Raw genomic sequence first — 25696 nt, forward strand, 5'->3', positions numbered from 1 at the left:
GTGTAACGACATGGTTTCACCCGTTCGCTAGCTGCTGCTTATTCCCTATCTATGCCGCACACTCTGAGTCCCGCAGCATTGTCGACAAAACGGTTACCTTGGGAATTGCAGCAGATGACTGCTCTTAGCGCGCTTCACGTTACTCAACACGACTATGTCTTGCTACAATGTACTAGTTCAGCCGTTTATCCACCCAAGAGATCTCTTGCGATCCGCTCGAAGATCGCTACGCCGGTTGGCAACAAGTCATCCGGGAAATCATAGTTTGGACTGTGGAGAGGGAAATAGTCTTCACCGGGCCCTAGGCACAGCATGGCCGCTTTAGCATCCCAACCGAAAACACCAAAATCTTCGGACGCACGCATTGGCAAACCAAGATCGCCATTCTGGATTCCCAGCTTGTCCATAGCGGCAATAGCAACATCGGTAGCATCAACATCGTTGATTGAAGCAGCAAAGTGATCAAACACATCAAAGTCTACTTCAAGCCCAGCTTCGCCGGCTGCCTTCGAGGCCAAGTTACGCGCATCTTTTGCGATGCCCGCCAGTGCATCGTCACTCACAGACCAAAGTGTGGCGAAAATCACCCCATCTCCTGGTGCCGTTCCAAAATTGGGCTCCCCCACCTGAAAATGAGTGACCGTGACGAGGCGGAAGTCATCGTCTAGCTTGCCACCTTGACCCAGAGCGTCGAGCGCCGGAACGATTTTCGCAACTGCCAGTGACGGCGAGATGCCATCTTCGGGATCCGCAGCATGCGCCGTTTTTCCAGACAGTTTGATCTTCAACCCCTGAGAGGCGCAATTGATCAATCCTTTGCGAGTGGACACATAACCCCACGGCCGTCCGGGCTCGATGTGAATTGCGAATGCCCAGTCAGCTCTTATTTCCTCATAGGCCGGATCTGAAATTACAGCGCGTGCTCCGCGCCCGTCTTCCTCGGACGGCTGAAACATCAATACGACACGACCTTTCGCTACCGGCCTGCGCGAAAGCAACCGCCCTAGCCCCATCAAGAACATCATGTGACCGTCATGACCACACATATGCCCCTTACCTGAAATTTCTGATGCCCATTGAGCATTGGACTTTTCCTGAATAGGAAGAGCGTCAAGTTCAGCGCGAAACAACACTGTTGGTCCTTCTTCACCGCTATCAAACACAGCGGCAACTCCATGCCCGCCGATGTTCCTCAGAACCTTAGTAGGACCTAGTAGCGCCACCTCCTTGGCAATGGTCTTTGCGGTTTCGACTTCCTGGCCAGACAACTCCGGACGGCTATGAAGCTTGCGACGAAGCGCGGTCAACTCGATCAGATCAGAATTGCTGAGCATTGGGGAGATGCCTCTTTTTTCGGTCTGTTTTTGAGACCTTTATCCTTCATTGCCATCTTCCCACAGTGCCGTCAGCGTCAATTCAGCAAAACTGCAACACTCAGAGACAGGTTCTATGTATCTGTTTACAGAAACCAGTGGATTGCAACGCCTGTGCTCAAATTTGCATACCAACCAAAGCTTGGGTGGGCACCATGACCGCTATGAGCAGTTTAAAACCCTTCGTCCCTCCGAGTTCTTGGCCTTTTGTTACGCGGCCTTAAACCCTCCGAGCGTTCAGTTTGTAAAAAGAAATGGACCATAGCCATTTCTATCGAGCACCTCGAATGCAAGCCTAAACTGAGCATGAGCAAAAATAAGAGCTTTCATTGGGCATATTGCCTCATACTTGGGAAGAAACGGCCACACCAAGAATTTCAGCGAAGAGTGCCATAGCTCCACGCCAAACTGATAGGACTTTCGCAAGAGTGAGTTCTTGCTCCCTAATGAACTAGAACTTGCTCTAAGAAGTTTTTTGTGCGTTCGCTCTTGGGGTTGTTGAAGAAACTCTCCGGGTCGTCTTCCTCGATAATTTCGCCGGCATCCATGAAGATAACCCGATCCGCAACTTTTCGTGCGAAACCCATTTCATGCGTGACGCAAATCATAGTCATCCCTTCCTGGGCCAGTGTCACCATAACGTCCAGAACCTCGCCAATCATCTCCGGGTCCAGAGCCGAAGTAGGTTCGTCAAACAGCAGAATGTCGGGCTTCATACAAAGCGCTCGCGCGATGGCTACGCGCTGCTGTTGGCCGCCGGACAGCTGGCCGGGATACTTTGGAGCTTGATTGGCGATCTGGACCTTTTCCAGATACATCATCGCGGTCTCTTCCGCCTCAGCCTGAGAGATTTTGCGGGCCAGCATCGGGGCCAATGTACAATTCTCAAGGATCGTCATGTGCGGGAACAGGTTAAAGTGCTGAAACACCATACCTACTTCCTGCCGCATCTTGTCGATATTCGGATCTTCGGCACTGATCGCGTGGCCGTTGATCTCAATCAGACCGGACTGGTGTTCCTCGAGTTGGTTGATTGTTCGGATCATGGTCGATTTACCAGATCCCGACGGCCCGCAGACGACGATTTTCTCGCCCTTGGTCACGGTCAGATTAATGTTCTTGAGGGCATGGAAAGATCCGTAGTATTTTTCCACTTTGCTTAGTCTGACGGCTGGTGTTTCGGACATGGCAATCTCCCCTTCAAGTTCTTATTGCGGCTGTGATGATGATCTCGACTTTCAGTACATCCCGCGCCAGCCGGGCCTCGCCGCAAGCACGTGCTGGCGCGTGTCCCTCAGGCACCCAGGCATCCCAGACGGCGTTCATTTCCGCAAAATCCGCCATATCCCGCAGCCAGACGATGGCCTGCAGGATGTGTTCTCGATCCGAACCCGCCTCGGCCAACAGGGCATCGATACGCGAAAGGCAGTCCTGCGTCTGGTCGGTGACACTTTCTCCAGCGCCAATCTGACCGCACAAATAGGCCACACCATTGTGCTTGACGATTTTCGACATCCGCTCGCTGGTGTGGAGACGTTCAATCATTTCAGCAACCCCCGGCCCTTCAGTGCATCGAAAATCTCATCCAGAATGGCCGGATCATCAATGGCGGCCGGCATTTTGAATTCGACGCAATCGGCAATCTTTTGCATCGTACTGCGTAATACCTTGCCGGATCGTGTTTTCGGCAACCGTTTGACCGGAATGGCTGTTTTAAATGCTGCGACGGCCCCGATCTGTTCCCGCATCAGCGCGACCAACTCTTTTTCCAGCTCACCCGAATCCCGGTCAGCGCCATCATTGGTCACATAGAAACCCAACGGCATTTGACCTTTAAGAGCGTCCGCCGCGCCGACCACAGCACATTCCGCGATGTCGGGATGCGCCCCGATCACCTCTTCCATCGCGCCGGTCGACAAGCGATGCCCGGCCACGTTGATGATGTCATCCGTGCGGGCCATGATGAAGACATATCCGTCCTCATCAATGATCCCGGCATCAGACGTGGCGTAGTAGCCGGGGAATTCGTTCATATATGATGACAGGAACCGTTCCGGCGCATTCCACAGCGTCGGAAAGCCCGAGGGCGGCAGCGGCAGTTTGCAGACGATGTTGCCCAAGGTGCCGGGCGGGACCTCATGGCCTTCATCATCCAACACCTGAATGTCGTAGCCCGGCATTGGCTTACCGGGTGAGCCGTATTTAACCGGGAACTGTCCCAGCCCGACCGGGTTTCCCGACATCGCCCAGCCGGTTTCTGTCTGCCACCAATGGTCGATAACCGGGCGCTGCAGTTTTTCCTCGGCCCATTGGATCGTCGCCGGATCCGAGCGTTCGCCGGCCAGGAACAGCGTACGGAATTTCGACAGGTCGTACTGCCCGATCAACTGCCCCTTCGGGTCTTCTTTCTTGATCGCGCGGAAAGCGGTCGGGGCGGTGAACAGCGCGGCAACCTCATGATCCTGAATGACCCGCCAGAAGGCGCCCGCATCGGGCGTGCCCACCGGCTTGCCCTCATAGACCACGGTGGCGCACCCATGCAGTAGCGGCCCGTAGCAGATGTAGGAATGCCCCACGACCCAGCCCACATCTGACGCGGCCCAGAAAACCTCACCGGGATTGATCCCGTAATGGTGCTCCATCGTCCATTTCAACGCCACCATATGCCCGCCATTGTCGCGCACAACGCCCTTGGGCTGGCCGGTGGTTCCCGAGGTGTAGAGGATATAGAGCGGATCGGTCGCCGCAACCGGCACGCATTCCGTGGTCCCCCCTGCTGCTTTTGAAGCGCCGACCAGTTCGGCATAATCCAGATCGCGGCCCGGAATCATCTCGGCCGGTTCCATGTCGCGTTGCAGGATCAGGCAATGCTCGGGCTTGGTGCTGGCTTCCTCAATGGCCGCGTCCAGCAGCGGTTTGTAATGTACGATCCGTCCGGGCTCGATCCCGCAGGAGGCCGAGATGATCATCTTGGGCGCGGCGTCGTTGATACGGGTGGCCAGTTCGTGCGGCGCAAATCCGCCAAACACAACCGAATGGATTGCCCCCAGACGGGCGCAGGCCAACATCGCAAACACCGCTTGCGGCACCATCGGCATATAGATGACAACGCGGTCGCCTTTACTGACGCCATTCGCCCGCATGACCGAGGCCAGCGCGCCGACTTCGGCCTGCAATTCAGCAAAGCTGTAGGTCTGAACCGTATCGGTGACCGGGCTGTCATAAACCAGCGCCTTGCGGTCGCCGTGCCCGACCTCGACATGGCGGTCGACGCAGTTCCAGCAGGTGTTGCAGGTGGCCCCGGCGAACCAGCGCCCATAGACGCCCATATCCGGGTCAAAGACCTTTTCCGCCGGGATAAACCAGTCGATCTGCTCGGCGGCCTTGCCCCAAAACGCCGCAGGATCAGCCTGCCAGCTTGCATATGCGTCTGCGTAGCTCATGACATCACATAGTTCAGGCCGAGGCGCCCGCCATCGACATAGATCGTTTCGCCGGTGACATAGCTGGCCTTTTTCGAGCAGAGGAATGCCACCACATCTCCGATCTCCCGCGCGGTGCCTGCACGGCCCATTGGCGTGCGCGACATCGCCATCTTGAAGGCTTCGGGATTGGCATTCACACCTGCCATCATCTCGGTATCAATCGAGCCGGGGCCGACTGCATTGACACGGATATTTTTCGGAGCCAGCGCCAGTGCAGCCGCCTTGGTCAACTGCATAACCCCGCCTTTTGAGGCGCAATAGGCCGGGATCGCAGGGATCGCGACCTGCGCGTTGATCGACGACATGTTCACGATCGCGCCTTCAATGCCCTTTTCGACCATCGTGTTCGCAACCCGTTGCATCGCCACGAACACGCCGCGCAGGTTGATATCCATCACCCGGTCATAGGCGGCCAGATCATAATCCAGGAAATTCCCCGGCATCGCGATGCCCGCATTGTTCACTAACGCCGACACCGGGCCGTGTTCGGTCTCAATCGTGTCAAACATTGCTCTGATGGCGTCCACATCGCCCATGTCACACACCATTCCGACCCCGCCAAGGACGGCGGCCGCCTCGTGCACGCTGTCCTGAATATCAACCAGAATGACCTTGAAGCCATCCTCTTTCAGCGCCTCGGCACAGGCCAGTCCAATGCCCTGAGCGGCACCGGTTACAACTGCAACTGGAGTATTAGCCATCTGCGTTTACCCTTCGAATCCATAGTCGTTCTTTGCCTGCTCTGGCGTAATGAAACCGGCCGCCAAATCGTTGGCTACCGCGGCACGATCTCTCTGTTTCGGCGCGCCGTAGCCCCCGCCGCCTGGCAGGCTGAGTTTCAACCGCTGGCCGAATTTGACCAATTGCCGCCCTTTCGAGCGTAATTTTGTCCCGTCGGTAAGCTCAACAGCACCCGCACCACCAGCCAGGCCGCCGTTGCGCCCGCGCGCCGGGTTTTTCACACGGTCGAACATGGCGTTGAAATAGAAATCATAGCCCGCGCGTGGTTCGATCTCGATGGTCTGACCGAGACCGCCCCGCAGGGCCCCGGCCCCGCCGGAGCCTTCGCGCAGGTCCTTGCGCCAGACAGTGATTGGCCCGACGTGTTCGGTCGCCTCGACGCTCATGGTCGATACACCCGAGGGGAAGGCCGTGGCGCTCAGCCCATCAAAGGCGGGGCGTGCGCCGGTGCCGCCCGAGTTGAACATCAGCACCTCTCGGTTCGGCAGGCCGCTTTCCGGGTCCGAAGACCGGGCGGAAATCTGAATGTTCCACAGCGCACTTGCCCCCTCGGCCGGAACCGTATCCGGCAGCGCCTTGTGCAACGCACCCAGCACAACATCGGGCACCAGATGTCCCATCACATGGCGCACCGAAACTGGCGCGGGGCGTTTGGCCGCTAAGATGCAACCCTCGGGCGCGGTGATCCGAAACGGCTCAAGCGAGCCGGTATTGTTCGGGACTTCCGGCGCAATCGCACACTTCAGCGCGTAGCAGGCATAAGCACGGGTATAAACCTCGGGGCAGTTTACGCCGAACCGGCTCGTACCCGATGTGCCCGCGAAATCCGCCAGAAGTTGATCGCCATCGACGCTGAGCGTCACCTCCATATGCACCGGGGCGTCATAGCCATCGACCTGCATCGTCTCGTGATAGGTACCCGAGGGCACTTTGGCGATGGCTTCCAGTGTCGCTTTGCGGCTTGTTTCGATGACGAAATCCGACAGTGATTGCAGGTCGTCGATACCGAACTCATCCATCATCGCCTGAAGGCGACGGTCGCCCGCCTCGTTACAGGCGGCCAGCGAGTACATGTCGCCAACGGTCTGATCCGGGGTCCGCACGTTTGCACGGATCATTTCAATCAGCAGGGATTGGACCTGTCCGCGTTCAGCGAATTTGGTGATGGGGATCAAGAGGCCCTCTTCGAACACCTCGTTGCCGTCCGGTCCAAAGCCGCGCCCGCCGATGTCCACCACATGAGCGGTGCAGGCAAAATACCCAATATGAGCCCCCTTGCGGAACACCGGCGTGACAACGGTGATATCATGCAGGTGCCCGGTGCCCAGCCACGGATCGTTGGTGATGAACACATCGCCATCAAAAGTGTTCTGCGGTCCGATCTGGGCAGCGAAATGCGTGACGCTTTCCGCCATGGCATTCACGTGGCCCGGCGTGCCGGTCACGGCTTGGGCGATCATCCGCCCCTCGCGGTCGAACAGACCCGCCGACAGGTCGCCCGCCTCGCGGACCGAAGTTGAAAAGGCCGTGCGGATCAGCGTTGTGGCCTGTTCCTCCACAACCGCGATCAGGCGGTTCCACATGATCTGATGATCGATATCTGACGCACCCATAGCTTAAGCCTCCTTCGCCAGCAAAAGCAAACTTCCATCGCCCTGCCCCACCGCGCGATAGCCCGAAGTGACTACGGTTGATGTTTCGGATTCGACGATGATCGCCGGGCCTTCAACCGCCTTGCCTGGTGTCATACTCGACCGTTCAACCTCGCGTGCCTCGACGGATTTGCGTAGGGCGGCATCAAAAAACCCGCGCATCCGTGCGACATCCGCGCCAGACCCGCTGTTATGACCGACGACAGGTTCGGCATCCGGCAAAACCGTGGAAACTGTCAGAAGCCAGTTGGTGATCTCAACCGCCAATCCGTCGATGATCCGGCCAAACAGCGTTCGATAGGCATCTTCGAAGGCATTGAGGATCAGCGATACGTCGCTGTCTTCAAATTGTTTGTGGGGCAGCACCACAGGTATTTCCCAGCCCTGGCCGGAATAACGCATCTGCGCGGTCATACGGATTTCGGTTTCAGCACCCTTGGCACCTTCGTCCACAAAGGCACGCGCTTCGGCTTCCATCTCGATCAGCGCAGCGTTCACCGCGCCAGCGTCGAAATCGTCCAGTCGCTGGAACAGCCCGCGTGTCGCCTCAAAACTGAACGGAGCTTTCAGAAACCCGATGGCCGAGCCTACACCCGCACCCGGTGGGATGATCAGTGCCTTGATCCCAAGCTTTTCGCATTGGCGGCAGGCGTGCAGCGGTGCACCGCCTCCGAAGGCGATCATGGTGAAATGTTCAATGTCGCGCCCGTTCTCGACTGTGTGAACGCGCGCGGCGTTGGCCATATTCTCATCCACCAACTCAGTAATGCCGAAGGCAGCGTCCCTGGCGGAGAGGTTCAGTTTAGCAGCAGCTTTTTCGGACTGCGCCGTGTGCAGCGGGATCGCACCGCCGGCAAAGTTGTCTGGATCCAAACGGCCCAACAACAGGTTGGCATCGGTCACTGTTGGCTCTGTCCCACCACGCCCGTAACAGGCCGGTCCCGGTTCGGACGCCGCCGAGCGCGGACCAACTTGAAGTCGTCCCATGCTGTCCAGAGAAGCAATCGAACCGCCTCCGGCACCGATCTCGACCATCTCCACGACAGGCGTCGACACGGTCATGCCCGAGCCCTTTTTGAACCGATAAGTTCGCGCGACTTCGAACGTGTTGGCGGTTTTGGGCGCACCATCTTCGATCAGGCAGATTTTGGCTGTGGTCCCGCCCATGTCGAAGCTGAGAACCTTGTCCAAATCGTGCGCCCGCGCAAAATCGGCGGCAAAGATTGCCCCGCCGGCCGGGCCGGATTCCAGCAGTCGCACGGGTTGTTCCGCAGCGGTTTCGACCGAGATCAGACCTCCACCGGAGTGCAGCATAAACACAGGCGCCGTCACCCCGGTGTCGCGCAGACGCGCCACCAAACGGCCCAGATAGTCGGCGACCTGCGGTTGCACATAAGCGTTTGCAATCACCGTGTTGAAACGCGGCAACTCTCGCATCTGCGGCGAGATCACCGAAGACAACGAAATCGAAAGGTCTGGCATCGCCTTGCGTAGCGCCTCGCCCATGGCGATCTCATGCGCGTCATTGGCATAGGCGTGTATCAGGCCGATGGCGACCGCTTCGAACCCACCTGCCTTGATCGTGTCGACCATCGCGTTGACCTCAGACAGGTCCAACGCCAGTAGAACCTCCCCGTCCGGCCCCATGCGTTCGTTCAGGGTGAACCGGTCCTGACGCGGCACCAGAGGTTTCGGCAGGTTCAAGTTCAGGTCATATTGCTCGAACCGGTTTTCCGAGCGCATCTCGATCACGTCCCGGAACCCTTCGGTCGTGATAAAGGCAGTCTTTGCGCCGCGCCGTTCGATCAGTGAATTGGTCACCAGAGTGGTGCCGTGGATGACCTGGCCGATTTCACCGGGTGCTACACCCGCCTGATCCGCTGCCTTAACAATCCCATCCAGTATGGCTTGTTCCGGCTGACTGTAATTTGTCAGAACCTTGCAGGTGGACAAACCGCCGGGATGTTGCAGCGCTACATCCGTAAAGGTTCCACCAATATCGACGCCGACGCGTATTTCTGAATTGCTCATGGATCTCTAAAGGCTCTTGAAGATTTGGTTGGCAGTAAAAGCCGTTTGGTAGAGGCGGGACATGATCGGGGCCGACGGCACAGTCGACAACTCGGTCATGGGAAGCGGGAGGTCCTTAGGATCCATGCCCGAGATCAGTTTGGCCATGCATTCGCCAAAAATTGTTCCGGTGGTGATGCCACGCCCGTTGTAGCCGATCGGAGTAAGCAGATTGGGTGCCAACTGATAGATACGCGGCAGGTGATCTGGGGTCATGGCTATTTTCCCATGCCACGCTTCCTCGAACTCTACCGGACCGAGTTCTGGGTAGAGGCGCGCAAGCTGTTTCTTGGCCCAGCGGTGCGACAATCCTCGACCGACTGATCCGACGACCGCTCCCATGGAACCGATCACCAGGCGGTCATGCGCATCGCGCCGTATGCTGAACATGATCTGGCCTGTGTCCCAGACGCCCTGACGACCCGGAAGGATATGCGACATATCCGCGGTCAGAGGCTTCGTTGCCAACTGAAAGTACCGGATCATTGTGAACACGCGATTTAATCCCGGCCAAAGTGTGTCACTGTAGGCATTGGTACCCAGCACAACGTACTTGGCTCTGACCGCCCCTTTGTCGGTTTCGACAATCCACTTTTCACCGTCTCGCCGCAGGTTGGTTGCACATACGCCTGTGCTGATTTCGGCTCCCGCACCCTTTGCGGCACGCGCCAGGCCTCGGCAATAACCCATCGGATTGATGGTGCCCGCTCGATGGTCCAACAGGCCGCCATGGAATGCGCTTGTTCCTGTTTTTTCGATCATTTCTTCAGCGGATAGCAAATCGACGGGTTCGCCCAGACGTGCCCATTCCGCATGGCGCGCCTTTAAGTCTTCGAAGCCTGACGGTGCATGCGCTGCGTGAATTGTTCCGGTTTTGGTAACCTCGCAGCGGATCTGATGCTTTTCGATCAGATCAAAGACTTGCGCGGGCCCCTCACCAAACCGCTTGACAAAGCGAGGCCCGTAAGTGTCACCCAGCTTCTTGCGGACCGCAGCTGGCGGGTGCCAAACCCCTGCATTAACCAGACCCACATTGCGCCCTGAGCCACCAAACCCGATATGCTTGGCCTCAAGCACGTGGGCACCCAATCCCTGCTCTGCACAATGAAGCGCCGTCGACAAACCGGTGAACCCACCACCAACAATGGCGACATCCGTTTCCGCGTCGCCTGTCATCGGGTTCCGAAGGTCCGGTTCTTCAGCTGACATATCCCAAAGAGAGATCGGGCTGTCTGTATTCATGCGCGGGCACCCTCTTGTGTTGAAGCAAAGAACACACCAGCTATCCGGCGATTCCTGTTAACTAACGTTGCAACGATCTCCTCAATGTGTCAATATATGAAAAACGTGTTTTAAATATCGGAACAATACAGCATGACCCAACTCAAAAAAACTGCAGCCCAGATGGTTCAGGAATCTCGCGATCGCATCGAAGAGATCGAAACAGCAGACCTGATCGAAATGATCGACGATCCCAATGTTGTTATTGTGGACATCCGCGACGTGCGCGAGCGTCAGCGCACCGGTTTCATCCCGGGCAGTTTCCACGCGCCGCGCGGAATGATCGAGTTTTGGGTCGACCCCGACAGCCCCTACCACAAGGACATTTTTGCGCAGGAAGGCACGAAATACGTCTTCCATTGCGCCTCAGGCTGGCGCTCAGCCCTTACTGTAGCCACATTGCAGGATATGGGTTTTGAAGCCGCACATCTGAAGGACGGCTTCGGGTCCTGGGAAAAATCCGGTGGACCAGTCGAGAAGGAGGATTGAGTTCGAACCGGAAGCTGCGCTTCAGAGTTGGCGCAGTTTCTGGGTTACGCCTTCCGCAGCGTGGTGTACCAACATGCCCAACCGTTCTTCACCGCCATCGCTCATGTTGATATCAGGCAGTGAGATACCAAGCGCCGCGATTGCCTCACCGTCAGGCAACAGGATAGGAGCGCCAAAGCTCAGAATGCGATCGCGGAATTCGCCACGATCATAGGCATAACCCCGTTTGCGCGTTTCTTCTACATCAGCAGTCACTTCATCCAGCGTGGTAAGGGTTTTGTCGGTGTACCTGGCCAGTTGACCATCCAGCTTTTCTCGCAGTTGCTCGAAATTGCTCGACAAAATAGCTTTACCTGTTCCAACACAATGAATGGGTGCGCTACCACCAACCGGGTTCCAGGACCGGATCGGCTTTAAGCTTTCAACTTTGTCGATATAGATGACGCTTAGGCCCTCTGGCACGGCGAGATAGATCGCTTCACCCGTCTCCTGGCTCAGAAATGCCATCTCGGGCGCTGCCACCGCCCGTAGGTTCAGGTTTTCAACTGAACTGCGCCCAACCTGCCAGGTTTTAAGGGTTGCTGCATAGGTTTTATCGTCCAGATGCTTTACATACCCAAGCGTGATCAGTGTTTGCAGTAGGCGGAACGTGTTTGATTTCGTCAGCTCCAGTTCCCGTGATAACTCAGTAACACCCTTACTACCCTGATGTGCCGCGAGATTCTCTAGTATAGCCAGCCCTTTAGACAGGGTTGAATCCACTTTCGGGGCTTTTGGTGTTTTGTTCAAAGCTCGTCCTTTCCTCGCAACTTGTTCTGTATAACAGAACGCGAAACAGCTTCAAATGCAGGCTGTTCATGAACCGTCAGTTCGGGCACTTCGCCGTCAAAGAGGCGTACGTCCAACATTGTCGAATGCGACGCAGGGCTCTGCGTCAGGCTCGATGTGCGAAAGTCGTGAGTCAAGGCGTTCGGATTGCCATGTCGATCTCGTTGTTGCGGAGCATCGTAGTCCGGGTCGTACCAGGCACCCGTCCACAAGAAAACACAGCCTTTCAGGATGTCGGGCGTGATGCGCGCTCCGGCCAAACACCGACCGCGATCATTGTAGAGCTCAACGACATCGCCATCCGAGATCCCTCGGTCCGCCGCGTCTTCCGGGTGGATCAATACCGGTTCCCGCCCCTGCACCTTCAGGCTGAGGCTATAGTCTCCATTGTCTAGTTGGGAATGCAACCGGGTGCCCGGCTGACCCGAAAGAAGATACAGCGGTTGCGTGCCCGCAGCAGTATCGCGCGGCTCGAACCAGGTCGGATGCCCGCGACAATCGTCCAACTGAAAACTTGCAATTCTGTCAGAGAATATCTCAATTCGGCCACTGGGCGTTGGCAGCGGGTTGGCATCCGGATCCTGCCGAAACTCAGCCATGAATACTTGCGTCGGGGATGGATCGCGCAATTCCACTACGTCGCCCTGGATGAAAGTATCCCAGTTCGGCAAGCGCTCACCACTTGCCAATGCCGCCTCTTGTGTCTGAGCCCATATTCGACGCAACCAGCCCACTTGGTCCAACCCGTCAGTGAACAAGTCCGCGTTGCCTATTCGCTTGGAGAGGTCAGCGTATAGTTCAAACTCGATCCGTGCCTCCTCGCGTGGTTCAGTGCTGGCAGGCATGGGCACCAGCGCATTATCTGATTTGCCGCCGCCGAAATCCGTACGCTCTTGCGGCGCGGCCACTGGCAAAACGATATCTGCATGTCGCGCCGTTGCGGTCCAGTTGAGCTCGTTCACGATCACGGTTTCAGGGCTTTGAAACGCGTTGTGAAGGCGCCGTAGGTTCTGATGGTGGTGAAATGGATTTCCTCCGGCCCACCAGATCATCCGAATGTCAGGAAACACGCGGGTTTCGCCGTTGTACTGGTATTCACCACCTGGGTTCAGAAGCATGTCTGAAATCATTGCCACCGGGATGAAATCAGAAATCGGGTTCTTGCCCTGTGGCAACGTACCCCACCGGAACGGTCGTTCGATATTGCCAATATTGGCGTTCACTCCATAGCCGACCGTATAGCCGCCACCGGGCAATCCGATTTGCCCGAGCATCGCCGCCAGAGTGACCGTCATCCACAACGGCTGTTCGCCGTAGTCGGCACGCTGAAGCGCCGCTGCGCAGGTTATCATTGTTCGCCCGGCAGCCATTTCCCGCGCCAAGGTTGCAATGCGCTTGGCAGAAATGCCCGAGATCGACGCCGCCCAACCTACTGATTTGACAATCCCATCGTCATCACCGCGCAAGTAAGCCGCAAATTTGTCGAACCCGACCGTATAGCGATCAAGGAACTCTCGGTCATGCAAGTTCTCGGTCAGCAGCGTATGTGCCAGCCCCATCATAACAGCAGTATCTGTGCCGGGTTTGGGTGGCAGCCATTCGGCGCCAATCTCGTCCGCAGCGTCCGTGCGCAAAGGGCTGAAATTCACGAACTTAACGCCGGCCGCACGACAGGCTTTCAGATTGTCCAGCATCCGATGGCGCGCAACGCCGCCATCACTGACCTGTGTGTTGCGCGTTGCCATGCCCCCGAACATCACCACAAGGTTGGTATGTTTAGCAACAACAGGCCATCGCGTCGCCTGCGCCACATGGGTTCGAAACGGTCCGACAATATGTGGCATCAGCACCAGTGCAGCGTTGTAACTGTAGTTGCCTTCCGAACGGACATAACCTCCCTGCCCGTTTAGGAATCGCTTGAGTTGACTTTGCGCGTGGTGAAATCGCCCCGCGCTGGACCAACCGTACGACCCTCCAAAGATCGCATTGTTGCCGTGAGTGTCCCGCACGCGATTCAATTCGCAGGCAATCAAGTCCAGCGCGTCATCCCAGCTTACCTCTACAAAACTGTCTCGCCCTCGGACACCTTGACCCTCCAACCAACCGCGGCGAATTGCCGGGCGCAACACGCGGGCGCGTCCATTCAGACTTGAAGCGATATTGCGGTTGATCTCTGAAGGATTCGGATCGTTTGGATGCGGATGCACCGCCACCAGTCTACCGTTTTTGGCTTCGGAAATACCTGCACCCCAATGATTTCCTGTAAGGGTCCGAGAAGTATCTGCGGTCACGTCTATTGTTCCGATATGAAAAACACTCTTTCCGAATATTGACACAATTTAACTGGACTGTCATCATGCCGATCAACACAGAGGGCATAAAATTGCAGGACACACCATTTAATATATCAGACTGCCTTGTGCAGGATGGGCGGCCTGATCGTGCAGAAGGGCGGCACGTTAATATGCCGATCGAGCTGGGCTCGACGATGGTATTTGATACGTTTTCGGAATTCGAGGCCGCGCGCGACGCGCGGTACGAAAGCGGCACACTCTACTATGGCCGCTATGGCAACGCTGCGACCCGTAAGTTGGAGTTGATACTCGCCAAGCTCGAAAGGGCCGACTCGATCACGCTGACATCTTCCGGTGTGGCCGCCATCACGACCACCTTGATGGCGCTAACCCGACCCGGCAGCCATCTATTGGTCGCGGACAACGTCTATGGTAACACGCGTGCCTTTTGCGATGGGTTGCTCACTCAACAAGGGGTGCAGATTGAGTATTTCGATCCGCTGATTAGTGGCGCGATCAGCGATCTGATACGTGAAGAAACAGCGGCGATCATGCTTGAAATCCCGGGGTCGGGAACTTTCGAGATGCCTGATATCCGGGCTACCGCGGAAGCAGCGAAAGCGGCAAATGTGCCGACCGTCCTCGACAACACGTGGGGAACGCCCATCTTTAGCCAACCGCTGTCCTGGGGCGTTGATATCGTTGTCTACTCGGGAAGCAAATACATTTCAGGCCACTCAGACTGCATGCTGGGGATAACCGCCAGCAACGCTGCTTACGCTAAGATCATTCGCAAGGCGGTCATGCAGATCGGCGATAAAACCGGTGGTCAGGAAATCCTGCTAGCCCTGCGTGGACTTAGAACACTGAAGCTGCGGATGGAGTATTTCGATAGAGCTGGTCGCGAGATGGCAAATTGGTTTTTGGACCAACCTCAGGTCAAAACCGTTCTGCATCCGGCGCTGCCTTCCTGTCCAGGACATGAGAACTGGGCGCGGGATTTTACCGGCGCTGCCGGGCTATTTGGCGTCGTCTTCCACACCACAAGTGAAAGCGCCGCGCATCGCTTTGTCGACGCGCTGCACCATTTCGGAATAGGGGTCAGCTGGGGCGGATATGAAAGCCTCGCCCTGCCGGTCACGCCTGTACGCACAGCGACCGAGTGGTCAGAAACCGGCCAGCTTGTCCGTTTCAATATCGGGTTGGAGGACCTTGATAGCCTAAAAGCAGACGTCGCCAACGCCATCCCCCTGCTTGATCAGTAAGGATTTGAGAATGCTCAACAAGATCGACCATTTTGCCATCGGCGCCGACACTCTGGCCCAAGGCGTTGCGGCCATGAAAGACGCGCTGGGTGTCGAGTTGCCTCAAGGATCAAAACACGATGCTATGAGCACGCATAATTGCGTTATGCAGGCGGGTAACGAGAGCTTCTTTGAACTGATCGCAATCGACCCCGAGGCGGCGGATCCGGGCCGGGTACGGTGGTTCACTCTGGATGATCCCCGCACACAAGACCGCCTGAGCGCCCGCCCGCGGGCGCTCTGCTGGGTGGTGAACACCGATGATCTGGATGCCGTCATCGCCGCAAGCCCGGTTGACCTGGGCGAAGTTGTCAATTTTCAGCGTGGTGATCGGACCTGGCGTCTGACCGTGCCGAAAGACGGCCACCTGCCCGAAGGCGGTCTGCTGCCTGCTTTCATCGAATGGTCTCCGGGTCCGCACCCTTCCACAGGTCAGCAGAACCTTGGGGTGACGCTGTCGAAAGTTCAGGTTCAAACACCGGATGCTGCACGCATAAAGGACGTGTTTGAAAAACTGGGGATCTCGCATCTGGCTGAGATTTGCGAAGGTCCCACTGCGCTTTCATTTGTTCTGGAAAGCCCAAACGGGACAGTTACGCTCGACTAACAAAGAGGTGTCCCATGTCGATCCCATCGGTCAACCTGACACAAAAGCCAGACGTCACCGGTTTCTTTGATCCGGGATCGAACACAATCACCTACGTGGTGCGCGACCCAAACTCGACGGCCTGCGCGATTGTCGACCCTGTGATGGAGTTCGACCTTGCAGCGGCCCGTCTGACATTTGAAAGCGCTGCCCAAATCATCGCATTTGTCCGCAAAAACAATCTTACGCTTGAGTGGATCATCGAAACACATGTTCATGCCGACCACCTGTCAGCAGCGCCTTACCTTCAGCGGGAGTTGGGTGGTAAAATTGGCATCGGCGAACATGTCCAGACGGTTCAGGATACGTTCGGAAAAATCTTTAACGAAGGGACGGAGTTTCAGCGGGATGGCTCGCAGTTTGATGCCCTCTTTGGCGACGGCGAAGCATATCAACTGGGCAGCCTGTCCTGCTTTGCGCTTCACACACCTGGTCACACACCGGCCTGCATGGTCCATGTCATCGGTGACGCCGTTTTTGTTGGAGACACGTTGTTCATGCCGGACGGCGGATCCGCACGCGCCGACTTCCCGGGCGGCGATGCAGGGCAGCTTTACGATTCCATTCAGCGGGTTCTTTCACTCCCCGACGAGATGAGGCTTTTTATCTGCCACGACTATGGCCCTGGAGGGCGCGCGATTGCGTGGGAAACCACCATTGGTGAGCAGAAGGCCAAGAACATCCATGTTGGCGGCGGCAAATCACGCGAGGAATTCATCAAATTCCGCACGGAACGCGACGCGCAACTGGCCGTTCCAAAACTCATTCTTCCATCGTTGCAAGTAAACATGCGCGCTGGTGAGATTCCCGAAGACGACCAAGGGAACATGATGCTCAGAACCCCTATCAACAAGCTTTGACCAATATCCCGCCCAAACAAGAGTTCACAAATGAGCCGCCCATCTGAAATCAGATGAGCGGCTTCTGGTGCAGTTACGGTTATGGAAGACGGGGAGGTTACCGCTCTGCAACTTTCATGCGGCGCTTTAGATATTCTCCATACTGACCAAGGCCGAACAGAAAGACCCAGTAGATCGCCGCCACAAAGGCCAGCACTTCGATGTAATATGGGGCCCATTCGCCCGTCCCGAAGGCCGCATTGGCAGAGGCGAGCACATCAAAGAACCCGATGATGATCACGATCGCGGTTTCCTTGAAGGTCACGACAACGTTGTTGACCGTCGCGGGCAAGGCATGACGGAACACCTGTGGCAGAACGATGCGTGCCAGGATTTGCCAATAGGTCAAACCCAGTGCTTTGCCAGCCTCGAACTGGCCTTTTGGGATAGCCTGAAACCCGCCGCGTAAAACCTCAGCCTGATAACAAGCAAAAAACAAACCAAACGCTATGATCACGCGCCAGATCTTATCTCCTTCCAGCCAACTTGGCAGTAGGATCGGGATCACAACGGCGGCGGTGAACAGCGTTGTCAGCAGCGGCAAAGACCGGATCATATCGATCACCAGCGAGGCAAAGCCGCGCACGACGGGCATCTCTGACCGACGCATCAACGCAAGACCAAGCCCCATCGGCATCCCGATTAGAACTACGCTTGAGAACAGGAACAATGTCAGCGCCAGACCGCCCCACTGATCCGTGGTAACCTTCGGCAAGCCCAGCAGACTGCCCTCCATCAGCAGGTAGTAGATGGCGAAACCCACTATCCAAATGGTCGACAGGCGCTTGGCTGTCCAGGTCCATGGAAAGCACGAGATGATAACCGTGCCGACAATCGACAAACAAGCTAACGCTGAGCGCCAGTGTTCATCATACGGATAAAGACCAAACAGGATCAGCCGATGCCGGGCGTCGATAACGGACCAACATGCTCCGCCATGGCCACATTCCTCGACATTGTCTGCGCTCCACACCGCGTGGAAGACACCCCAGCTGAGCGCTTGCCAGACCAGCCAAGCGAGGCCCGCAAAGACAACAACTGTGATGACGGAATCCGTCGGCGTGGCGAACGAACGGCGGCGGAATTTCTCCCAGTCGAATTTATTGGTTAGTACCGCGTCAGCCATATCAATGCGCCTTCAGTTTGAGGCTTTCGTTCAGCCAGTTGATGAACTGAGCAATCGAGAAATTGACCAGCAGGAACGCGCCCATGAGAATGGCGATCAGTTCCAGTGTCTGCCCGGACTGCGTGATTGAGGTAGAGACGATGTAGAACAGGTCAGAGAACCCGATGGCGACACCAATGGTTGTGGCTTTCATGATGAAAATCCACTGGTTGCCAAGCGGCGGAATGATCGTCCGCAGCGCCATGGGCATCTTGATCCGCGCCCAAATCGCACGCTGGGTCAGCCCCAGCGCCTCACCAGCCTCGATCAGACCCTTGGGCACTTCGGCAAGGCCACCGCGCACGACCTCAGCGATATAGGCCGAACCATACAGCGTGATGGCTATGATCATGACCAGCAGTTCTGGTGAGATCGTCAGGCCGCCCTCAAACCGCAGGCCCTTGAGCGCAGGCCAGGAGATTGCCCCCTCACCCGCCGGAACTGTCAAGCCGGTTGCGACCAGAACCATGAAAAAGCCCAGGCCGATCAGCGCCAGCAGGATCTTGGCAAGGCTGATCTTCATCCGCGACAGAAAGAATGCCGCAGCGATCAGAACCAATACCAAGACAAGAGCGACGGTCAGAGATACGTTCAGCAGCGGGATCATCAACCCCCGATTGGACAGGAAAATCGCTTCGCCCAGGTTCATCGCCTGCCTTGGTCCCGGCAGGTGGATCACAACGGCGTACCAGAAGATGCCCTGCAGGATCAGCGGAATGTTCCGGAAGGTTTGGATATAGACCGTTGCAGCGGTTTTCAGCGCCGGGTTCCGCGCGTCTCGGAACGTCCCGATGAGAAACCCAAAGACAGTGGAAAGCACAATCGTCAGAAAGCCCAAGAAAACAGTGTTCAGGAACCCGATCGTCAGGGTCCGGGCATAGCTGTCATTGATATCCCGGTCGATCAGCGAGAAAGAGTAAGACCAGCCCGTAGACCGTTCAAGGAACCCAAAGCCGCTGGCCAGACCCAGCGCATTCAGATTGACCTTGGCACTTTGGATGGCGCTAATCACAACTAGCACAGTAAACACGATCAGTGCGCTTTGGATGATCAATTTGCGCCTGTTGGCGCGCGCCTTCAGTTCGGATGCGTCCATGGCTTTTAATCTTCTGATTTTAGGGGAGAATGCGGGGCCGCAATGTCACGCGGCCCCCGTGTCTAAGTTAGCTCTTAGTCAAGCTGCGGGGCGTACAGAACACCGCCGTGGCTCCAGAGGTTATTCAGACCGCGTTCCAGCTTGTATGGGCTGTTGTCACCAAGGTTGCGGTGATAAATCTCGCCATAGTTGCCTACGACTGCGATCATCTCTTTGGCCCATGTATCACGGATCCCCAGACGCTCGCCCATGCCTGGCTCCGCACCCAACAGCCGAGCGATCTTCGGGTTCGGCGGGTTTGCTGCCATTTCTTCGACATTCTCCGATGTAATGCCTTCTTCTTCGGCGATCAGCAGAGCGGCCAGCATCCAGTTGGTAAAGTCGACAAAGTCCTCGTCGCCCTGACGCATCGCGGCTGAGATCGGTTCATTCGAAAGTTGATCGTTTAAGATCACGTGCGCATCTGGATTTTCAATCTCGGTGGCGCGCAGGACGGCCAGGAATGGACCCCAGGCGACGAAGCTATCGCATCTGTTGGCCAGATAAGCCGCGCGTAGTTCCGATGCTTTTTCGTAGCTCACCATCGTGTGCTCTACGCCAAGGCTCTCAAGGTAGTTAGCAGCGATGCGCTCAATGGTCGTACCCGCCTCAACACAGATCGTACCGCCTTCCAATTCTTTCGCTTCGGTGATCCCCAGATCGCCATGCGCCATGAATTGTGCGCCACCAAAGAAGTAGGGGATCGAGAACTGCAGACCCAGTTCGGTGTCACGGCCCATGGTCCAGCCGGTGGCCTTGATGATGATGTCCACATCGCCCGATTGCAGGGCCGGGAAACGCTGCGCCCAGCTGAGCGGAACAATCTGTGCCTTGTCCGGATCACCCAGCAAGGCGGTGGTCATCGCTCGGCAAAGGTCAATGTCCAAGCCTTTCCACTCATTTTTGTCATTCACTTCGACAAAACCAAAATATGAGCCGTTGTGACCTGAGCAAAGCATTTTGCCACGCTCCTGGATTGCTTTGATGGTCGGGCTTTCCGCAAGTGCCAAACTTGGGAAAGCGAACCCTGCGGCAACAGCTATACTTGCCACTATACCTTTGACATGCATTTTTCTTCACTCCACTGTTGTTCTGTATTTCAGCACATATGTATTGATATAGAGAATGTACAACTTGTCGCAACGAGTCAACAGTCTCGACTGTGGAACCCTCCATTGGGGTCACAGAGCAGAGAATTTGGTACCGGGATCTCCTACGGCTATGCCACGGTCGGTATCGTCGGCTCCGAAAGTCGTTTCGACTACACTGCCTCCGGAACATCGATCAACACAGCTGCTCGTCTCTGCGACATGGCGGATAACGATGAGATTCTTATTTCTCTTCGAACCTGGGCCGCATTTGAGGGTGCGCTTGAAGCTGAAAGCCGGGGCGAGGAAAAGAACAAGCGCATTAGGGAACCGGTCGAAGTCTTTGCAGAGGCCGCCGGTTAGTTATTGCGGTGAAAAGATCTAGAATTTCTCGCTATCGGAGTGTCAGGTATAGGCTTGATGAGGCAGGTCACAGCCAAATCCGACAGCCACAAGGAAAACTCGCTATTCTGGATAGCGGACGAACTTGCCGTTCGACGACGCATAGGCCCGCTTGTTTAACCAACACAAAAAATCACTTGGAAACTCGCGCTCGTTTGAACCATGCTTGGACGGATAACGATCTACCGAGAGGTCCTCTTAGCTATGGAGTTGTCAATTCTCGCAGCAAAGGCCAGTCATCCGCCCGGTCCTGTCGCTGATCTTATCTGGACCGTCGACCCACCCCTCATGCAGTTCCTTTTTGGAAACGAGGAGCGCTGGAAACGAATCTTCGCATATGATTGGTCGGAAATGGAAGGCATTGTTTGCCACAAGCAGACCACGCTTGCGATGCAGGGTGACGAAGTTCTCGGGGTCCTCGTCTCCCACACACTTGATGAGTTTGAAGAACACTTTGTCCAGACCCGAGCGCGGCAAGGACGGAACGAAAGCCCCGAGTTCCGAAATCACCTTGACCACGCATTCGACCTCATGGAACAGCTATTTCCACCCGGATTGGACGGGTCCTATTTCGTGTTCGATCTGGCTGTTTCTTCAAAATCTCGACGCATGGGAATCGGCCGGCGACTGATTGATGTTGCTAAGGCAAAGGCTCAGGACGCCGGTTGCAAACGAATTTGCCTTGACGTTGCGGCGGATAATGACGCCGTTCAGTTTTACGAGAATATCGGAATGCGGATTGCCGTGGAAACTCGCGTGCCAGAACTCGACAAAAACCATGGGGTTGGTACACACTACCACATGGTTCTACCAGTGTAGTTGACATGCGTTTTTCGTCGGCTCTGGGCTCACTCCATACGTTCACTGCAAATCGTGTTACCGGCTGTTCGCGGCCTAAAGCAGACTGTCAAAACCGTGCTTTGCGGTTCCAGCAAAGCGCACCAAAGCTACCGCTCTCGACCAATATTAAATTGGTTGCTTTCGTTGACGAGATGTGGCGGTTCACCTCGTATCTGGATTAGGTTTGACTTTTTGGCTAGCCTGTTGGCTAAGCTAGGGAGGTTAGGTATTGGAACGACGCCTCACGGCAATAATTGCTGCCGACGTTGTGGGCTACAGCCGCCTCATTCGGGAAAATGAAGCAGGTACTCTGGCGTCCATAAAGGCACATCGCGAAGATCTGATAGAACCTATCGTAGCAGCCCGAAACGGGCGCATCGTCAAATTGATGGGCGATGGTCTGCTAATCGAATTTGCCAGCGCCGTTGAAGCAGTACAATGCGCGATAGAGTTTCAACATTACGTCGAACTGAAAAATAAGGACGTTCTGGAAAACAACCAGATACACTACCGAATTGGAATCAACGTTGGCGACGTCGTCGTGGAAAACGATGACATTTACGGGGATGGTGTAAACGTTGCTTCGCGACTGGAAGGTCTGGCTGTGCCTGATGGCATCTATATGGCGGCAAGCGTATTTGATCAGGTAAAGGACAAACTCGACCTCAACATTGAAGACCTTGGGTTGCATGAGGTCAAAAACATCGAAGAACCTATACGTGTTTTCAGCCTGTTGCTTGATGACAAAGCAAAGGCACTCGTTTCCACTATACCCCGACCCGAGACGCCGACACGTCGCTCATGGTTAGTAGCTGTTCTGGTCGCGGTTGCAGTTGCGGTCGGGGGGATGGTCTTGTGGCAAACTTGGATTGCTTCGAACCAATCATCCGACACGACCGGTCCAACCGGCGTCCCACTAGCTGGCAAACCGTCTATCGCCGTACTGGCGTTCGACAATTTGAACAGCGATCCGGAACATGATTACCTCAGCGACAGCTTCAGCGAAAACATCATCACTGCGCTCTCCCGATTTGTCGACTTCTTCGTAATCTCGCGCAATTCGACGTTTACCTACAAGGATCAACCGGTAAAGGTACAACAGGTGGCCGAAGAGCTGGGCGTTCGCTACATTGTCGAGGGCAGTGTTCAAATTTCCGGCGACAAGTTGCGTGTCACAGCGCAATTGACTGACGCAACAAACGGCAAACATCTTTGGGCAGAAAGCTACGACCGCAGTCTTGAGGACATTTTTGCTGTACAAGACGATGTTACGCGAACCATCGCCCTGACTCTCAACGAGAACATCGACCTGGCGGAGTATGACCGGTTGGAACACCAACCAACTGACAACCTGAATGCATACGAACTTTTTAAGCGCGCGCAGGAACAATCATTCACCTTCACGAAAGAAGGCAACATTCTTGCGATGGAGCTGAGCAAGAAGGCAATCGAACTGGATCCGAATTTCGCAAGTGCATACATCGAACTCGCTTGGGCCCATAACTTCGGCTACCGTTGGGGGTGGACTGAAATCACATCGCGTGAAGAATCTTTGGCGCTCGCGTTTGAAATGGCCAGAAAAGCGATAAAACTGGAGCCGTTCAATTTCAAAGCTCATCAGGTTTTGGCGAATGTTACAGTGCAAAGTGGCGATCTTGAGAAGGCCGCATCACTTTATGAGAAGGCGATATCCCTAAACCCGAACTCTGCTCAGGTACTTGCCGACTCTATTGATCCTTTGATCTACAGCGGAAGGGCAGATGAAGCCGTTGATCGGATGAAGGCTGCAATACGCCTCAATCCTCATCATCCAGATTGGTATCTGTGGAATCTGGGTTGGGCTCAGTACTTCGCGGAGGAATACGAAGGAGCGCTCGCTTCGATCGAGAAGATGAACGGGGTCCCGGATCGCCTCAGGCGTACTCTTGCTCCGATCTTGCTGCGGTTGGGGCGGGATGACGAGGCCCGCACCATGATGGGCGAGTTTCTAGTAGACAATCCCGACTACGATATTGAAGAAGCGGGAGCTGCTCCGTTCACCGACAAAGAGTTCCACAACCGTTGGTTAGACGATTTGCGAAAATTGGGAGTTCCGGAAAACGCGTCTCAATGATCTTGGATTTACTGCGGTAAACCGGCAATTTGCGGGCAATACAGCTGCTAAATGGACACTCCAAGATGGATGGCACAGTTCGCTATTTAGGCTTGGATATAGAAGAAGCACTCGCCATCGCGGAGGCTACTGAGGTGTAATTATTAGGTCGCTTCCCAGCGGCGTTTTTCGCCGATTGAACCAAGCGACCAGAACAAACAGCCCGTAGCGGGCCTTCACCACCAAGCTTTGCAGCTTCCGAGATGCGCAACAAACCTGTCACTAACAGACCGACAAGAGTTTGAAGGTTGGGTCGTTTGCGGACACTCACTTTGCCCGCAAACTGCAGTCATACTCTTCGGAAGTTCAGGCACCTTCTTTCGAAGAATCGGACTTCATGAAGTCTTCTTTCACCATGTGCGCTTTCACGGCTGGTAGGCCGATGGCTTTCAATCCGATGATTGCTGCGTAGATCAAGGTTGCGGAGGCAAGGGCATCCAAATCCCATCCCACCGGTATCGCAGTGACTCAAAGGTACTCAGGTAATGTTGCAAGTGCCGGTATCGTCCAAAACCCGGTCAACGCAAGTTGCACCAGCGCTATCCAAAACCCGGCACAGTATCACCAGATTGAACCCGAATGATTGCACCATGTGTATTTTTCGGTCGCAGTAATTTCGTCAGAGCGGTCATTTAGGCCAAGCCATCTTAACTGTTCCGAAACGGATTCTTCGCTGACTAGCTCCAGAACTTGAAGGCTGAAGAACTTAATCATTGTTTGGTACGCTATTTCGAGTGACCGCTTGGCTGGAGCTTTTGATCTGCCGGATTTGGCGCGCGCAAAGGTGTATTCGTGTCTGCGAAAGCAGCCAACCCTAAGCAATTCATAGAAGGGTGCCGCCCAATCGTCATCAGAACGGATTCTAGATTGCCGAAACCCGCTCGCACTTCTTGGATCGCAGGTGGAGCTTGGCCACCGTATCGAGGCTAGTTTGGACAGCCCTTTGCACCTAAAACTTCCTATTCGATTTTCCGATACTATCCACGAAAAAAATTCGATATTCAGCATGAAGTGATTGTGCCATATTCCCCACGTAGCGCGAAAGTGCCCCACCAGATCGGAACGCCAATCAAAATTTCTCATTTTGTAGTGGAGATCTCGATCTGAGGAACTGTTGCAACCTGAAACCCGTAGAAATGCCACCGACGCCCAAGCGCTACACCAACCCCACTATGGGCTGAACACCCATTTTCTGATGGAGAACAAAATGAGTCGAGTTTCTGCTGTTGCTCTGCTCTCATCCCTGTTTGCCCTTCCGGCATTCGCCATGCCTGCTGATCTTGACATGGACGGTGACGGCCTAGCATCGCTGGCGGAGCTTCAGACGAAGTATCCTGAAGTCTCGGAAGATCTGTTCCTGGAGATCGACGCAAACGCCGATGGTTTCGTCAATGACGACGAATTGACTGCCGCTGTTGATGCAGAACTTCTCCCTGGTCCCGCAGGGGATCAGTAAGCAAAAGTCGTCACGGCTATGAGGAAGCCCATCCCGCCCCATAAATGGCTGCTTGCCGCGATGGGTATCTGGTTGGTTCTGTCCCCATTTGTCCTGTTCCGTGAGGAAGCTCTTTTACAGGGCATGGCTGAACTTGAAGCGCTCGCCTTCATGGCCATTGGCATTAGTGTCCTGGTCATGTCCGGCGCTGACGGCCGGAGCCACCTTCTCGCACGGGTGGCTCCGGTTTCGGCACTGGGGATTTCTCTGATCGCCGCACCTGCGGCGCTGAACTTCACCGGCCACATTGTGGCAACGGCCAACGCATGGCTAACAGGATCGGCGCTGATCGCGCTCGCCGTATGGGAGGTAATGGCGAGCCGCGGATTACGTGCAATCTCATAAAATGGCGCGGGA

The 25696-nt window shown here is 55.6% G+C and carries 23 protein-coding genes and 1 pseudogene; 10 read left to right on the forward strand and 14 right to left on the reverse strand.

What is annotated here, in order from left to right; all coding sequences use genetic code 11:
- Window positions 1-185: 185 nt before the first annotated feature.
- The 8 genes from ACR0IK_RS08030 to ACR0IK_RS08065 form a co-directional block, all read right to left on the reverse strand.
- Window positions 186-1334, reverse strand: coding sequence for an amidohydrolase (locus tag ACR0IK_RS08030; protein ID WP_480590544.1), 1149 nt, complete (start codon window positions 1332-1334; stop codon window positions 186-188).
- Between the two features lie 482 nt (window positions 1335-1816).
- Window positions 1817-2560, reverse strand: coding sequence for an amino acid ABC transporter ATP-binding protein (locus tag ACR0IK_RS08035; RefSeq protein WP_480590363.1), 744 nt, complete (start codon window positions 2558-2560; stop codon window positions 1817-1819).
- Between the two features lie 13 nt (window positions 2561-2573).
- Window positions 2574-2918 (reverse strand): RidA family protein, encoded by a 345-nt coding sequence (locus ACR0IK_RS08040; RefSeq protein ID WP_480590365.1) that lies wholly within the window; start codon window positions 2916-2918, stop codon window positions 2574-2576.
- The gene (locus ACR0IK_RS08045; protein ID WP_480641068.1) at window positions 2915-4816 is read right to left on the reverse strand and encodes a propionyl-CoA synthetase; all 1902 of its coding nucleotides are present in this window, start codon (window positions 4814-4816) and stop codon (window positions 2915-2917) included. The genes ACR0IK_RS08040 and ACR0IK_RS08045 overlap by 4 nt, the downstream gene beginning before the upstream one ends.
- Window positions 4813-5559, reverse strand: a complete 747-nt coding sequence (locus tag ACR0IK_RS08050) for an SDR family NAD(P)-dependent oxidoreductase (protein ID WP_480641069.1) — start codon at window positions 5557-5559, stop codon at window positions 4813-4815. Before ACR0IK_RS08050 ends, ACR0IK_RS08045 begins: the two co-directional genes overlap by 4 nt.
- Before the next feature lie 6 nt (window positions 5560-5565).
- Entirely contained in the window at window positions 5566-7212 is a 1647-nt protein-coding gene (locus ACR0IK_RS08055; protein ID WP_480641071.1) for a hydantoinase B/oxoprolinase family protein, read from the reverse strand.
- Between the two features lie 3 nt (window positions 7213-7215).
- Entirely contained in the window at window positions 7216-9282 is a 2067-nt protein-coding gene (locus ACR0IK_RS08060; RefSeq protein ID WP_480641072.1) for a hydantoinase/oxoprolinase family protein, read from the reverse strand.
- A gap of 6 nt (window positions 9283-9288) precedes the next feature.
- A complete protein-coding gene (locus ACR0IK_RS08065) occupies window positions 9289-10563 on the reverse strand; it encodes an NAD(P)/FAD-dependent oxidoreductase (protein WP_480641074.1) in 1275 nt (424 codons plus the stop codon).
- Between the two features lie 132 nt (window positions 10564-10695).
- On the opposite strand from ACR0IK_RS08065, the gene ACR0IK_RS08070 reads away from it, so the two are divergent.
- Entirely contained in the window at window positions 10696-11091 is a 396-nt protein-coding gene (locus ACR0IK_RS08070) for a rhodanese-like domain-containing protein (protein ID WP_480641076.1), read from the forward strand.
- 21 nt (window positions 11092-11112) lie between these two features.
- Here ACR0IK_RS08070 and ACR0IK_RS08075 read toward each other — a convergent pair whose 3' ends face one another.
- Both ACR0IK_RS08075 and ACR0IK_RS08080 read right to left on the reverse strand, forming a co-directional pair.
- Window positions 11113-11880, reverse strand: coding sequence for an IclR family transcriptional regulator (locus ACR0IK_RS08075; protein WP_480641077.1), 768 nt, complete (start codon window positions 11878-11880; stop codon window positions 11113-11115).
- Window positions 11877-14210, reverse strand: a complete 2334-nt coding sequence (locus ACR0IK_RS08080; RefSeq protein ID WP_480641079.1) for a molybdopterin-dependent oxidoreductase — start codon at window positions 14208-14210, stop codon at window positions 11877-11879. Before ACR0IK_RS08080 ends, ACR0IK_RS08075 begins: the two co-directional genes overlap by 4 nt.
- A 65-nt stretch (window positions 14211-14275) precedes the next feature.
- Between ACR0IK_RS08080 and metC the strand changes: the two genes are divergently transcribed.
- From metC to ACR0IK_RS08095, 3 genes are read left to right on the forward strand one after another with little or no spacing between them, the layout of a single operon-like run.
- The gene (metC, locus tag ACR0IK_RS08085) at window positions 14276-15478 is read left to right on the forward strand and encodes a cystathionine beta-lyase (RefSeq protein ID WP_480641080.1); all 1203 of its coding nucleotides are present in this window, start codon (window positions 14276-14278) and stop codon (window positions 15476-15478) included.
- Window positions 15479-15488: 10 nt separating this feature from the next.
- Window positions 15489-16124, forward strand: a complete 636-nt coding sequence (locus tag ACR0IK_RS08090; protein WP_480590389.1) for a VOC family protein — start codon at window positions 15489-15491, stop codon at window positions 16122-16124.
- Between the two features lie 14 nt (window positions 16125-16138).
- The gene (locus tag ACR0IK_RS08095; protein WP_480641082.1) at window positions 16139-17023 is read left to right on the forward strand and encodes an MBL fold metallo-hydrolase; all 885 of its coding nucleotides are present in this window, start codon (window positions 16139-16141) and stop codon (window positions 17021-17023) included.
- Window positions 17024-17120: 97 nt separating this feature from the next.
- Here ACR0IK_RS08095 and ACR0IK_RS08100 read toward each other — a convergent pair whose 3' ends face one another.
- The 3 genes from ACR0IK_RS08100 to ACR0IK_RS08110 form a co-directional block, all read right to left on the reverse strand.
- Window positions 17121-18188 carry an amino acid ABC transporter permease gene (locus ACR0IK_RS08100; protein WP_480590394.1) on the reverse strand — a complete coding sequence of 356 codons (1068 nt, stop codon included), beginning with the start codon at window positions 18186-18188 and terminating at the stop codon, window positions 17121-17123.
- A gap of 1 nt (window position 18189) precedes the next feature.
- Window positions 18190-19323 carry an ABC transporter permease subunit gene (locus ACR0IK_RS08105; protein ID WP_480641083.1) on the reverse strand — a complete coding sequence of 378 codons (1134 nt, stop codon included), beginning with the start codon at window positions 19321-19323 and terminating at the stop codon, window positions 18190-18192.
- A 74-nt stretch (window positions 19324-19397) separates the two neighbouring features.
- Window positions 19398-20432, reverse strand: coding sequence for an amino acid ABC transporter substrate-binding protein (locus tag ACR0IK_RS08110; protein WP_480590398.1), 1035 nt, complete (start codon window positions 20430-20432; stop codon window positions 19398-19400).
- Between ACR0IK_RS08110 and ACR0IK_RS08115 the strand changes: the two genes are divergently transcribed.
- The 4 genes and pseudogenes from ACR0IK_RS08115 to ACR0IK_RS08130 form a co-directional block, all read left to right on the forward strand.
- Window positions 20334-20813 (forward strand): adenylate/guanylate cyclase domain-containing protein, encoded by a 480-nt coding sequence (locus ACR0IK_RS08115; RefSeq protein ID WP_480641148.1) that lies wholly within the window; start codon window positions 20334-20336, stop codon window positions 20811-20813. The genes ACR0IK_RS08110 and ACR0IK_RS08115 overlap by 99 nt on opposite strands.
- A 243-nt stretch (window positions 20814-21056) precedes the next feature.
- Window positions 21057-21671, forward strand: a complete 615-nt coding sequence (locus tag ACR0IK_RS08120; RefSeq protein ID WP_480641084.1) for a GNAT family N-acetyltransferase — start codon at window positions 21057-21059, stop codon at window positions 21669-21671.
- A 250-nt stretch (window positions 21672-21921) separates the two neighbouring features.
- Window positions 21922-23805, forward strand: a complete 1884-nt coding sequence (locus ACR0IK_RS08125; RefSeq protein ID WP_480641085.1) for an adenylate/guanylate cyclase domain-containing protein — start codon at window positions 21922-21924, stop codon at window positions 23803-23805.
- A 20-nt stretch (window positions 23806-23825) separates the two neighbouring features.
- A pseudogene (locus ACR0IK_RS08130) lies at window positions 23826-23945 on the forward strand (integrase); the annotation flags it as partial.
- Between the two features lie 205 nt (window positions 23946-24150).
- On the opposite strand, the gene ACR0IK_RS08135 reads toward ACR0IK_RS08130, so the two are convergent.
- Complete coding sequence (locus tag ACR0IK_RS08135; RefSeq protein WP_480641086.1) at window positions 24151-24285, reverse strand: hypothetical protein; 135 nt, start codon at window positions 24283-24285, stop codon at window positions 24151-24153.
- A 673-nt stretch (window positions 24286-24958) separates the two neighbouring features.
- Between ACR0IK_RS08135 and ACR0IK_RS08140 the strand changes: the two genes are divergently transcribed.
- Entirely contained in the window at window positions 24959-25300 is a 342-nt protein-coding gene (locus ACR0IK_RS08140; protein WP_480641087.1) for an EF-hand domain-containing protein, read from the forward strand.
- 18 nt (window positions 25301-25318) lie between these two features.
- Window positions 25319-25684, forward strand: coding sequence for a hypothetical protein (locus tag ACR0IK_RS08145; protein WP_480641088.1), 366 nt, complete (start codon window positions 25319-25321; stop codon window positions 25682-25684).
- The last annotated feature ends 12 nt before the right edge of the window (window positions 25685-25696 follow it).

This window comes from Ruegeria sp. BF7 (genome assembly GCF_056538605.1).